This is a genomic window from Mitsuaria sp. RG (genome assembly GCF_028369275.1).
Classification (GTDB): Bacteria; Pseudomonadota; Gammaproteobacteria; order Pseudomonadales; family Pseudomonadaceae; genus Aquipseudomonas; species Aquipseudomonas peradeniyensis.
On sequence record NZ_JAQMYQ010000078.1, the window covers coordinates 1 to 13,229 of the forward strand.

Annotated in this window: 7 protein-coding genes; all 7 read left to right on the forward strand. The window is 65.6% G+C overall.

All coding sequences use genetic code 11. From position 1 onward, the window contains the following. Nucleotides 1–431 precede the first annotated feature (431 nt). The 7 genes from POF53_RS25270 to POF53_RS25300 all read left to right on the forward strand — a co-directional run bounded on the left by POF53_RS25270 (nucleotide 432) and on the right by POF53_RS25300 (nucleotide 13,101). Nucleotides 432–1,628, forward strand: coding sequence for an amino acid aminotransferase (locus tag POF53_RS25270; protein WP_203646918.1), 1,197 nt, complete (start codon nucleotides 432–434; stop codon nucleotides 1,626–1,628). A 282-nt stretch (nucleotides 1,629–1,910) separates the two neighbouring features. Beyond that, nucleotides 1,911–3,191 carry a serine/threonine transporter gene (locus tag POF53_RS25275; RefSeq protein WP_254465125.1) on the forward strand — a complete coding sequence of 427 codons (1,281 nt, stop codon included), beginning with the start codon at nucleotides 1,911–1,913 and terminating at the stop codon, nucleotides 3,189–3,191. 163 nt (nucleotides 3,192–3,354) lie between these two features. Further along, a complete protein-coding gene (gene tpx / locus POF53_RS25280; protein ID WP_203646916.1) occupies nucleotides 3,355–3,855 on the forward strand; it encodes a thiol peroxidase in 501 nt (166 codons plus the stop codon). A 288-nt stretch (nucleotides 3,856–4,143) separates the two neighbouring features. Further along, nucleotides 4,144–5,418: an MdtA/MuxA family multidrug efflux RND transporter periplasmic adaptor subunit gene (locus POF53_RS25285; RefSeq protein ID WP_232855307.1), complete on the forward strand. Its 1,275-nt coding sequence runs from the start codon at nucleotides 4,144–4,146 to the stop codon at nucleotides 5,416–5,418. Next, nucleotides 5,415–8,513, forward strand: a complete 3,099-nt coding sequence (locus tag POF53_RS25290; protein WP_498969959.1) for an MdtB/MuxB family multidrug efflux RND transporter permease subunit — start codon at nucleotides 5,415–5,417, stop codon at nucleotides 8,511–8,513. Before POF53_RS25285 ends, POF53_RS25290 begins: the two co-directional genes overlap by 4 nt. After that, on the forward strand, nucleotides 8,510–11,620 hold the full coding sequence (locus tag POF53_RS25295; protein ID WP_475858368.1) for a multidrug efflux RND transporter permease subunit: 3,111 nt from the start codon (nucleotides 8,510–8,512) through the stop codon (nucleotides 11,618–11,620). Before POF53_RS25290 ends, POF53_RS25295 begins: the two co-directional genes overlap by 4 nt. Beyond that, a complete protein-coding gene (locus POF53_RS25300; protein ID WP_203646913.1) occupies nucleotides 11,617–13,101 on the forward strand; it encodes an efflux transporter outer membrane subunit in 1,485 nt (494 codons plus the stop codon). The genes POF53_RS25295 and POF53_RS25300 overlap by 4 nt, the downstream gene beginning before the upstream one ends. Nucleotides 13,102–13,229 lie beyond the last annotated feature (128 nt).

The following is a 13,229-nucleotide window of genomic DNA, read 5'->3' on the forward strand; positions in this document are numbered from 1 at the left end:
CCGAACCTGTCAGGCAATGGTTGCCCGCCTTGGCGCATATCTTGAGACAGGTGGAGTGGCAGCAGTGCCCACGCTGAAAGCGCGTCGAGCCAACAAGGCGGCCCAGGCAATTGCACAGGATTGACTGGCCCGAAACAGATGTAGGAGCGGCCTTGTGCCGCGATGCGCCGCGCGGGCGGCGCTCGGTCTAAAGAGCGCTACAACTCTCCAGTCGTACTCAGAAAATCAATAGCGACAATGGCAGGCCGCCACAGAGGGTGCCTATTCATCCGTTTCCGTAATTGATGTGGGAAATGTCTTTGCGTCGTAACGCTCCCTCGTGCACCCCTGCATCGACTCCTTGCACATCGGTGATGTTCCTGACGCCCCACTGCGGGTATCCTCGCTGGAGACTTCCCTGAACTGTCCTGATTTCCAAGGAGCTGCACGCTGTGTTCAAACATGTCGATGCCTATGCCGGCGACCCGATCCTCTCGCTGATGGAAACCTTCAAGGCCGACCCGCGCGCCGACAAGGTCAACCTGAGTATCGGCCTGTACTACGACGAAGCCGGCGTGGTGCCGCAGCTGGCGGCGGTGGGCGAGGTGGAGAAGCGCCTGGCCGGTCAGCCCCATGAAGCCTCGCTGTACCTGCCGATGGAAGGCCTGGCCGCCTACCGCCAGGCGATCCAGGCGCTGCTGTTCGGCGCAGATCACCCGGCTGTGGCCGATGGCCGCGTGGCCACCGTGCAGACCGTCGGCGGTTCCGGCGCGCTGAAAGTCGGCGCCGACTTCCTCAAGCGCTACTTCCCGGGCTCCGAGGTGTGGGTGAGCAACCCGACCTGGGACAACCACCGGGCGATCTTCGAAGGCGCGGGCTTCAAGGTGCACAGCTACCCGTACTTCGACACCGCCAGCCGTGGCGTCGATTTCGCCGGCATGCTCGCCACCCTGCAGACCCTGCCGGCCAACAGCATCGTCCTGCTGCACCCGTGCTGCCACAACCCCACCGGCGTCGACCTGAACCAGCAGCAGTGGCAGCAGGTGGTCGAGGTGGTCAAGGCGCGCCAGCTGATTCCGTTCCTCGACATCGCCTACCAGGGCTTCGGTGAAGGCCTGGTGGAAGACGCCTACGCCATCCGCGAGATGGCCCGTGCCGGCGTGCCGTGCCTGGTCAGCAACTCGTTCTCGAAGATCTTCTCGCTGTACGGCGAGCGGGTAGGGGGCCTGTCGGTGGTCTGCGACGATGCCGCCACCGCCTCCAGCGTGCTCGGCCAGCTCAAGGCCACCGTGCGCCGCAACTACTCCAGCCCGCCCGCGTTCGGCGCCCAGCTGGTGGCCGGCGTGCTCGGCGACGCTGCGCTCAATGCCCAGTGGGCGGCGGAAGTGGAGGTGATGCGCAAGCGTATCCTCGATATGCGCCAGGGCCTGGTCGACCTGCTCGGCGAGCTGCTGCCGGGCCAGGACTTCCAGTTCTTCCTGCGCCAGCGCGGCATGTTCAGCTACACCGGCTTCAGCGTGGAGCAGGTGCGCCGTCTGCGTGACGAGTTCGGCGTGTACCTGATCGACAGCGGCCGGGTGTGCATGTCCGGGCTGCGTCCGGCCAACCTGCGCCAGGTGGCCGAGGCGTTTGCCGCCGTTCAGCGGTAACCTGCCAGGGGCCGCTCTGCGGCCCTTTCGCGGCACAAGGCCGCTCCTACAGGGAGGTTGCGTTTCTCTGTAGGAGCGGCCTTGTGCCGCGAAAGGGCTGCGAAGCAGCCCCTCCAGCACAACCTGCTTGTAAAGACAAGTGCAACCGTCCCTCGGACGGGGCTTCCCCAAGTGCAACCTTTGCATGCACAATCGCGCCCCTCTTCCCCGGTTGAGTTGGGCGAATCGTCTATTTCGCCATTCTCAGCCTGTTGCAGTCTTGCGAGTGGAGCGTCACCCGGAATGAATGAGCAGGCCCCAAGCGTTGAACAACGCTTTGTAGAATCGACCCCCGCCACCCTCGGCAGCTGGTCGCGTCAAGACACCACCTGGATGCTGGGCCTGTTCGGCACGGCCATCGGCGCCGGAACCCTGTTCCTGCCCATCAACGCCGGCCTTGGCGGTTTCTGGCCGCTGCTGGTCCTGGCCTTGCTGGCCTTCCCCATGACCTACTTCGCCCACCGCGGGCTGACCCGCTTCGTGCTCTCCGGCAGCAAGGGCGGCGACATCACTGAAGTGGTCGAGGAGCATTTCGGCATCACCGCCGGCGCGCTGATCACCGTCCTGTACTTCTTCGCCATCTTCCCGATCCTGCTGATCTACAGCGTGGCGCTGACCAACACCGTCAGCAGCTTCATGGAGCACCAGCTGCACATCGCGCCGCCACCGCGGGCGATCCTGTCGTTCGTGCTGATCCTCGGCCTGCTGGCCATCGTGCGCTGCGGCGAACAGGCCACGGTCAAGGTCATGAGCCTGCTGGTCTACCCGTTCATCGTTGCCCTGGCGCTGCTGGCCCTGTACCTGGTGCCGCACTGGACCGGCGGTATCCTCGACACCGCCACCCAGGTGCCGTCGGGCTCGGCCTTCCTGCACACCGTGTGGCTGGCGATTCCGGTGATGGTGTTCTCGTTCAACCATTCGCCGATCATCTCGGCTTTCGCCGTCGACCAGAAACGCCGCTACAGCGAGCACGCCGATGAGCGCAGCGGCCAGATCCTGCGTCGCGCGCACCTGCTGATGGTGCTGATGGTGCTGTTCTTCGTGTTCAGCTGCGTGCTGACCCTGAGCAGTGCCCAGCTGGCCGAGGCCAAGGCGCAGAACCTGTCGATCCTGTCGTACCTGGCCAACCACTTCGAGCAGCCGGCCATCGCCTTCGCCGCGCCCCTGATCGCCTTCATCGCCATCGCCAAGTCGTTCCTGGGCCACTACATCGGTGCCAGCGAGGGCCTGAAGGGCATGATCGTCAAGTCCGGCATGCGCCCGGGTGCCAAGGCCCTGGACCGCATCGTCGCCGCGCTGATGCTGGTGGTGTGCTGGATCGTCGCCACCCTCAACCCGAGCATCCTCGGCATGATCGAATCCCTCGGCGGCCCGATCATCGCCGTGCTGCTGTTCCTGATGCCGATGTACGCCATCCGTCGCGTGCCATCGATGCGCAAGTACAGCGGCGCGCTGTCCAACCTGTTCGTGGTGGTCGTCGGCCTGGTGGCCCTGACCTCGGTGGTGTACGGCCTGCTGGCCTGAGTCCCGTCACGTAAGAAAAGCGCCCGGGTCGACGCCAGTCACCCGGGCGTTTGTCTACAGGAATTGCCCGAACGTAGGACAATTTCATCTTTGCCCATAGGCACTTGCGTTCCTTCATGGTTAACTCTGAGTCCTTTTCCAACCCCGCATAAGGATTTCCGCCATGGCTCAAGTGACTCTCAAAGGCAACCCGGTTCAGGTCAGCGGTGAACTGCCGAAGCAAGGCGCCGCGGCACCTGCCTTCTCCCTGGTCGCTGGCGACCTGTCGAACAAGTCGCTGGCCGACTTCGCCGGCAAGCGCAAGGTGCTGAACATCTTCCCGAGCGTCGACACCCCGACCTGCGCTACCTCGGTGCGTACCTTCAACAAGAAGGCAGGTGATCTGGCCAACACCGTGGTGCTGTGCATCTCCGCCGACCTGCCGTTCGCCCAGGCGCGCTTCTGCGGCGCCGAAGGCCTGGAGAACGTGAAGAACCTGTCGACCCTGCGTGGCCGCGAGTTCCTGGAAAACTACGGTGTGGCCATTGCCGACGGCCCGCTGGCCGGGCTGGCCGCCCGCGCCGTGGTGGTGCTGGACGAAAACGACAAGGTGCTGCACAGCGAGCTGGTGGGCGAAATCGCCGACGAGCCGAACTACGAGGCGGCGCTGGCTGTCCTGAAGTAAGTGACGCTGGGGCCGCCTTGCGGCCCTTTCGCGGCACAAGGCCGCTCCTACAGAAAACGCTGATTCCTGTAGGAGCGGCCTTGTGCCGCGAAAGGGGCGAAGCCCCCCCAGGGGTTACACCCTGTAACGGCCTGGACCCTGTTCCAGGCCGTTTTCATTTAAAGTTCACCCCTTTGCCAACGTCAGCCGAAGGTAAAGCACTGGTAAAGCCCCTTTGCTAAAGCGATGCCAGTGCTTATCGTTCACGCTCTCCACGCCGTCTTTCTCTGAACAAGGTTCGTTCGACCCATGCAAGCCTCCAATTCCCGTTCCCCTCGTCGCTGGCTGTTCGGCCTGCTGATCCTGCTGCTGGTGGCCCTGCTGGCCTGGTGGCTGTGGCCCGCAGCGACCGTCCACAAGGAGGACGCCGGGCACCGACCGGGCAAGGGCGGGCGACCGGGCTTCGGTGCCTCCACCGAGGCGGTGCCGGTACGGGTCGAACCCGTGCGTGTCGGGGACTTCCCGCTGTACTACAAGGCCCTCGGCACCGTCACCGCGACCAACACGGTCAACGTGCGCAGCCGGGTCGCCGGCGAGCTGGTCAAGGTCCACTTCAAGGAAGGTCAGCAGGTCAAGGCAGGCGACCTGCTCGCCGAGATCGACCCACGTTCCTATCGCATCGCCCTGCAGCAGGCCGAAGGCACCCTGGCGCAGAACCAGGCGCAGCTGAAGAACGCCCAGGTCGACCTGGCTCGCTATAAAGGCCTGTACGCCGAGGACAGCATCGCCAAGCAGACCCTCGACACCGCCGAAGCCCAGGTCGGTCAGTTCCAGGGACTGGTCAAGACCAATCAGGCCCAGGTCAACGACGCTCGCCTGAACCTCGAATTCACCCAGATCCGCGCACCGATCAACGGCCGCGTGGGCCTGCGCCAGCTGGACCTGGGCAACCTGGTGGCGGCCAACGACACCACGGCGCTGGTGGTCATCACCCAGACCCAGCCGATCAGCGTCGCCTTCACCCTGCCGGAAACCCAGCTCGACACCGTCCTGGCCCGCTACCGCAGCGGCGCCAGCCTGCCGGTCGAGGCCTGGGACCGGGGCGATCAGAAGCTGCAGTCCACCGGCGTGCTGGGCAGCCTCGACAACCAGATCGACGTCGCCACCGGCACCCTGAAGTTCAAGGGCACCTTCCAGAACACCGACCATGCGCTGTTCCCCAACCAGTTCGTCAACGTGCGCCTGCTGGCCGACACCCTCAAGCAGGTGGTGCTGGCTCCGGCCGCGGCGATCCAGTTCGGCAACGACGGCACCTTCGCCTATGTGGTCAACGCCGAGAACACCATCAACGTGCGCAAGCTCAAGGTCGGCGCCAGCGATGGCGAGAACACGGTGATCGTCGAGGGCCTGGCCGCTGGCGAGCGCCTGGTGCTGGAAGGCACCGACCGCCTGCGCGAAGGCACCAAGGTCGATGTGGTCGAGGATAGCTCGCAAGTGCCGACCACCCCTGGCCAGCACCTGCAGGGGCAGGGCGCCAAGGGCTCGGCCCAGGCCGCTGAACCAGGCACCAAGGCGGGCGCATGAACCTTTCGCGCCTGTTCATCCTGCGGCCGGTCGCTACCACGCTGAGCATGCTGGCCATCGTCCTGGCCGGCCTGATCGCCTACAAGCTGCTGCCGGTGGCGGCCTTGCCCCAGGTCGACTACCCGACCATCCGCGTCATGACCCTGTACCCCGGCGCCAGCCCGCAGGTGATGACCAGTGCCGTCACCGCGCCGCTGGAACGCCAGTTCGGGCAGATGCCGGGCCTGGAGCAGATGGCCTCGACCAGCTCCGGCGGCGCCTCGGTACTGACCCTGCGCTTCAACCTCGACATGAACATGGATGTCGCCGAGCAGCAGGTGCAGGCCGCGATCAACGCCGCCAGCAACCTGCTGCCCAGCGACCTGCCGGCGCCGCCGGTGTACAACAAGGTCAACCCGGCCGACACCCCGGTGCTGACCCTGGCCATTTCCTCGAAGACCATGCCGCTGCCCAAGCTCAACGACCTGGTCGACACCCGCGTGGCGCAGAAGATCGCCCAGATCAGCGGCGTCGGCATGGTCAGCATCGCCGGCGGCCAGCGCCAGGCCGTGCGGATCAAGGTCAACGTCGACGCCCTGGCCGCCAACGGCCTGAACCTGGACGACGTGCGTACCTTGATCGGCGCCTCCAACGTCAACCAGCCCAAGGGCAACTTCGATGGCCCGACCCGGGTGTCGATGCTCGACGCCAACGACCAGCTGCGCTCGCCCGAGGAATACGCCAACCTCATCCTCAAGTACAGCAATGGCGCGCCGCTGCGCCTGAAGGACGTCGCCGAGATCGTCGACGGCGCCGAGAACGAACGGCTGGCCGCCTGGGCCAACCAGAACGAGGCGGTGCTGCTGAACATCCAGCGCCAGCCCGGCGCCAACGTCATCGAGGTGGTCGACCGGATCAAGGAACTGCTGCCGTCGATCACCGACAACCTGCCGGCGGGCCTGGATGTCAGCGTGCTCACCGACCGCACCCAGACCATCCGCGCCGCCGTGCGCGATGTGCAGCACGAGTTGCTGTTCGCCATCGCCCTGGTGGTGATGGTCACCTTCGTCTTCCTGCGCCGCTTCAGCGCCACCATCATCCCCTCCATCGCCGTGCCGCTGTCACTGATCGGCACCTTCGGGGTGATGTACCTGGCGGGTTTTTCGGTCAACAACCTCACCTTGATGGCCCTGACCATCGCCACCGGTTTCGTGGTGGACGATGCCATCGTCATGCTGGAGAACATCTCCCGGCACATCGAGGAGGGCGAAACACCCATGCAGGCCGCGCTCAAGGGCGCCAAGCAGATTGGTTTCACCCTGATCTCGCTGACTTTCTCGCTGATCGCCGTGCTGATTCCGCTGCTGTTCATGGCCGATGTGGTCGGGCGGCTGTTCCGCGAGTTCGCCATCACCCTGGCGGTGGCCATCCTGATTTCCCTGGTGGTGTCGCTGACCTTGACGCCGATGATGTGCGCGCGCCTGCTCAAGCGCGAACCCAAGGAAGAGGAACAAGGCCGCTTCTACCGCGCCAGCGGTGCCTGGATCGACTGGCTGATCAAGCACTACGGCACCACCCTGACCTGGGTGCTCGAGCGCCAGCCGCTAACCCTGCTGGTGGCCGTGGCCACCCTGGCACTGACCGTGGTGCTGTACCTGATGGTGCCCAAGGGCTTCTTCCCGGCCCAGGACACCGGGGTCATCCAGGGCATCTCCGAGGCGCCGCAATCGACCTCGTTCGCCGCCATGAGCGAGCGCCAGCAATCGCTGGCCAAGGTGATCCTGCAGGACCCGGCGGTACAGAGCCTGTCCTCGTATATAGGCGTGGACGGCGACAACGCCACCCTCAACAGCGGCCGCCTGCTGATCAACCTCAAGCCTCACGGCGAGCGCGACGTCACCGCCGCCGAGGTGATCAACCGCCTGCAGCCGCAGCTCGACAGGCTGGTCGGCATCCGCCTGTTCATGCAGCCGGTGCAGGACCTGAGCATCGAGGACCGGGTCAGCCGCACCCAGTACCAGTTCAGCCTGAGCTCGCCGGATGCCGACATGCTCGCCGAATGGAGCGGCAAGCTGGTGCAGGCGCTCAAGGACCGTCCCGAACTGCAGGACGTGGCCAGCGACTTGCAGGATCAGGGCCTGCAGGTATTCCTGGTGATCGACCGCGATATGGCCAGTCGCCTGGGGATTACCGTGGCGCAGATCACCAACGCGCTGTATGACGCCTTCGGCCAGCGGCAGATCTCGACCATCTACACCCAGGCCAGCCAGTACCGCGTGGTACTGCAGTCGCAGACCGCGGCCAGCCTCGGCCCGCAGGCCCTGGAATCGATCCACGTCAAGGCCACCGACGGCGGTCAGGTGCGGCTGTCGGCCCTGGCGCGCATCGAGCAGCGCCAGGCCCAGCTGGCGATCTCGCACATCGGCCAATTCCCGGCGGTGATGATGTCGTTCAACCTGGCTCATGGCGCGTCCCTGGGCGAGGCGGTCAAGGTGATCGAGCAGGTGCAGCAGGACATCGGCATGCCGATCGGTGTACAGACCCGCTTCCAGGGCGCCGCCGAGGCGTTCCAGGCCTCGCTGTCGAGCACCTTGCTGCTGATCCTGGCCGCGGTGGTGACCATGTACATCGTGCTGGGCGTGCTCTACGAGAGCTACATCCACCCGGTGACCATCCTCTCCACATTGCCGTCTGCGGCGGTGGGGGCCTTGCTGGCGTTGCTGCTGAGCGGCAACGACCTGGGCATGATCGCCATCATCGGCATCATCCTGCTGATCGGCATCGTCAAGAAGAACGCGATCATGATGATCGACTTCGCCCTGGAGGCCGAGCGCCACCAGGGCATGAGCCCACGTGACGCGATCTACCAGGCGGCGCTGCTGCGCTTCCGGCCGATCCTGATGACCACCCTGGCCGCGCTGTTCGGCGCCATGCCGCTGATGCTCGCCACCGGCTCCGGCGCCGAGCTGCGCCAGCCGCTGGGCCTGGTGATGGTCGGCGGCTTGTTGGTCAGCCAGGTGCTGACGCTGTTCACCACGCCGGTCATCTACCTGTACTTCGACCGCCTGGCGCGCCGCTGGCGCCCGGCTGACGATGCGCGGCAGGCCGAAGCATGAACCTGTCCGGACCCTTTATCCGCCGGCCGGTAGCCACCATGCTGCTGAGCCTGGCGATCATGCTGCTGGGCGGGGTGAGCTTCGGCCTGCTGCCGGTGTCGCCGCTGCCGCAGATGGATTTCCCGGTGATCGTGGTGCAGGCCAGCCTGCCCGGCGCCAGCCCGGAGGTCATGGCCTCCACCGTGGCCACGCCGCTGGAGCGCAAGCTTGGCGCCATCGCCGGCGTCACCACCCTGACCAGCAGCTCCAACCAGGGCTCGACCCGGGTGATCATCGGCTTCGAGCTGGGCCGCGACATCGACGGCGCGGCGCGCGAGGTGCAGGCGGCGATCAACGCCACCCGCAACCTGCTGCCCAGCGGCATGCGCAGCATGCCCACCTACAAGAAGATCAACCCGTCCCAGGCGCCGATCATGGTGCTGTCGCTGACCTCGGACGTGCTGTCCAAGGGCAAGCTCTACGACCTGGCCGACACCATCCTGTCCCAGAGCCTGGCGCAGGTCAGCGGGGTAGGGGAGGTGCAGATCGGCGGCAGCTCGCTGCCGGCGGTGCGCATCGAGCTGGAACCGCAGCTGCTCAACCAGTACGGCCTGTCCCTGGACGACGTGCGCAATGCGGTGGCCAACGCCAACCAGCGCCGGCCCATGGGCTTCGTCGAAGACCATGAGCGCAACTGGCAGGTGCGCGCCAACGACCAGCTGGAGACCGCCGAGGACTACAAGCCGCTGGTGATCCGCCAGCAGAACGGCGCGATCCTGCGCCTGTCCGACGTGGCCAAGGTCAGCGATGGCGTGGAGAACCGCTACAACAGCGGCTTCTTCAACGATGAGAGCGCGGTGCTGCTGGTGGTCAACCGCCAGACCAACGCCAACATCATCCAGACCGTCGAGCAGATCAAGGCCGAGCTGCCGGCCTTGCAGTCGCTGCTGCCGGCCAGCGTCAAGCTCAACGTGGCCATGGACCGCTCGCCGGTGATCAAGGCCACCCTGAAGGAGGCCGAGCACACCCTGCTGATCGCCGTGGTGCTGGTGATCCTGGTGGTCTACCTGTTTCTCGGCAACCTGCGCGCCTCGCTGATCCCGAGCCTGGCGGTGCCGGTGTCGCTGGTGGGCACCTTCGCGGTCATGTACCTGTGCGGGTTCTCGCTGAACAACCTGTCGCTGATGGCGCTGATTCTCGCCACCGGCCTGGTGGTGGACGACGCCATCGTGGTGCTGGAGAACATCTCGCGGCATATCGAGAACGGCGAAAACCCCATGCGCGCCGCCTACAAGGGTGCGCAGGAGGTGGGCTTCACCCTGCTGTCGATGAACGTCTCGCTGGTGGCGGTGTTCGTCTCGATCCTGTTCATGGGCGGTATCGTGCGCGGGCTGTTCAAGGAGTTCTCGATCACCCTGGCCGCGGCGATCATCGTCTCGCTGGTGGTGTCGCTGACGCTGACGCCGATGCTCTGCTCGCGCTGGCTCAAGGTCCACGGCCCGCAGCAGCAGACCCGCCTGCAACGCTGGAGCGACCGCATCCACCAGCGCATGGTCGCCGGCTACGACAAGAGCCTGGGCTGGGCGCTGCGCCACAAGCGCCTGACCCTGTTCAGCCTGCTGGCCACCATCGGGCTGAACATCGCCCTGTACGTGGTGGTGCCCAAGACCCTGATGCCGCAGCAGGACACCGGCCAGCTGCAAGGTTTCATCCGTGGCGACGACGGCCTGTCGTTCACCGTGATGCAGCCGAAGATGGAAATCTACCGCCGCGCCCTGCTCAAGGACCCGGCGGTGGAAAGCGTCGCTGGTTTCATCGGCGGCAACAGCGGCACCAACAACGCCTTCGTGCTGGTGCGCCTCAAACCGATCGCCGAGCGCAAGGAGAACGCGCAGAAGGTGATCGACCGCCTGCGCAAGGACCTGCCGAAGATCCCCGGCGGGCGTCTGTACCTGATGGCCGACCAGGACCTGCAACTGGGCGGTGGCGGTCGCGACCAGAGCACCTCACAGTACCTCTACACCCTGCAGAGCGGCGACCTGGCAGCCCTGCGCGAGTGGTTCCCGAAGGTGGCCGCCGAGCTGCGCAAGCTGCCCGAGCTGACCGCCATCGACGCCCACGACGGCGCCGGCACCCAGCAGGTGACCCTGGTGGTCGACCGTGATCAGGCCAAGCGCCTGGGCATCGACATGGACATGGTCACCGCGGTGCTGAACAACGCCTACAGCCAGCGGCAGATCTCGACCATCTATGACAGCCTCAACCAGTACCAGGTGGTGCTGGAGATCAACCCGAAATACGCCTGGGACCCGAGCACCCTGGAGCAGGTGCAGGTGATCACTGCCGACGGCGCCCGGGTGCCGCTGTCCACCTTCGCCCGCTACGAGAACAGCCTGGCCAACGACCGCGTCAGCCACGAAGGGCAGTTCGCCTCCGAGGACATCTCGTTCGACGTCGCCGAAGGCTACAGCCCCGACCAGGCCATGGCCGCGCTGGAACGCGCGGTGGCCAAGCTCGGCCTGCCCGAGTCGGTGATCGCCAAGCTCGGCGGCGACGCCGACGCCTTCACCAAGACCACCGAAGGCCAGCCGCTGATGATCCTCGGCGCCCTGGTGCTGGTGTACCTGGTGCTGGGCATCCTCTACGAGAGCTACATCCACCCGCTGACGATCCTCTCCACGCTGCCCTCGGCCGGTGTCGGCGCCTTGCTGGCGCTGTACCTGACCGGTGGCGAGTTCAGCCTGATCTCGTTGCTCGGGCTGTTCCTGCTGATCGGCGTGGTGAAGAAGAACGCCATCTTGATGATCGACCTGGCGCTGCAGTTGGAGCGCCACGACGGCCTGTCGCCGGAGGAGTCGATCCGCCGCGCCTGCCTGCTGCGCCTGCGGCCGATCCTGATGACCACCCTGGCCGCGATCCTCGGCGCGCTGCCGCTGCTGCTCAGCCGCGCCGAGGGCGCCGAGATGCGCCAGCCGCTGGGCCTGACCATCATCGGCGGCCTGGTGTTCAGCCAGATCCTCACCCTCTACACCACGCCCGTGGTCTACCTGTACCTCGATCGCCTGCGCCACCGGTTCAACCGCTGGCGCGGCGTGCGCACCGACGCTGCCCTGGATACCCCGCTATGAACTTTGCCCACACCCGAATCCATCGTGCCCTCAAGCGGCTGACCCACGGGCGCGGTTCGCGCCTGGTCAGCGCCGGGTTGTGCGTGGCCATGCTCAGCGCCTGTACCCTGAGCCCGGACTACCAGCGCCCGGAAATCAGCACCCCGGCGCAGTTCAAGCAGGCCGAAGGCTGGACCCAGGCCAATCCGTCCGACGCCATCGCCCGCGGGGCGTGGTGGGAGATCTATGGCGACAAGCAGCTTGACGCCCTGGTGGAGGAGCTCAATCGCAGCAACCAGACGGTGGCGCAGTACGAGGCGCAGTACCGCCAGGCCCAGGCGCTGGTGCGCAGCAGCCGTGCCTCGCTGTTCCCTTCGCTGAACCTGACCACCAGCAAGAACCGTTCAGCCCAGGGCACCGGCAGTTCCAGCTCCAGCCTGTCGAACAACAGCAGTGGCATCCGCGACACCTACAACGCGCAGCTCGGGGTGAGCTGGGAGATCGACCTGTGGGGCAAGTTGCGTGAAACCATGAACGCCAACGAATCCAGCGCCGAGGCCAGCCTGGCCGACATGGCGGCCATTCGCCTGAGCCAGCAATCGGAACTGGTGCAGAACTACCTGCAATTGCGGGTGATCGACGCGCAGAAGCGCCTGCTTGAAGCCACGGTCGCAACTTATGAGCGGTCGTTGAAGATGAACGAGAACCAGTACCGCGCCGGGGTTGCCGGGCCGGATGCCGTGGCCCAGGCGCGTACCCAGCTCAAGAGCACCCAGGCCGACCTGATCGACCTGGCCTGGCAGCGGGCGCAGTACGAGAACGCCATCGCCGTGTTGATGGGCAAGGCGCCGGCTGATTTTGCCCTGGCGGCGAGCAATGATATTCCGGCGTTGCCGCAGGTGCCGCTGTCGCTGCCGTCGCAGTTGCTCGAGCGGCGTCCCGACATTGCCTCGGCCGAGCGCAAGGTGATGGCGGCCAACTCGAACATCGGCGTGTCGCGGGCGGCGTATTTCCCGGATCTGTCGCTGAGCATGAACGGGGGGTACTCCAGCAGCAGCTTCAACAACTGGATCGAGTTGCCCAACCGTTACTGGTCGGTCGGGCCGCAACTGGCGCTGACGCTGTTTGACGCCGGCAAGCGCAGTGCCGAGGTCGACCGGACGGTGGCGGTGTACGACCAGACCGTGGCGCAGTATCGGCAGACGGTGCTCGACGGATTCAAGGAGGTCGAGAACTACCTGGTGCAGCTCAAGGTGTACGGGGACGAGGCGGTGGTGCGGCAGGAAGCGCTGGACGCGGCGCGGGAGTCGTTGCGGTTGACCGAGAATCAGTACAAGGCGGGGTTGATCGGGTATCTGGATGTGGTCAATGTGCAGACGACGGCGCTCAGCAACGAGCGGAGTGTGTTGACGTTGTTGCAGGGGCGGTTGGTGGCGAGTGTGCAGTTGATTGCGGCGCTTGGGGGAGGGTGGGATGTTGGGCGGGATTTGGTAGTGGAGTAGAGTTGGGTTTTTGGTTGTTTGGTTATTTGGTTGTTTTGGAAGTTGTATGCGCATTCATTTGTGATGTCGACGCTTATTCACCTTTCCGCCCTTACGGCGGGTTACTTTGGTCTTAACTCGCCGTCCGC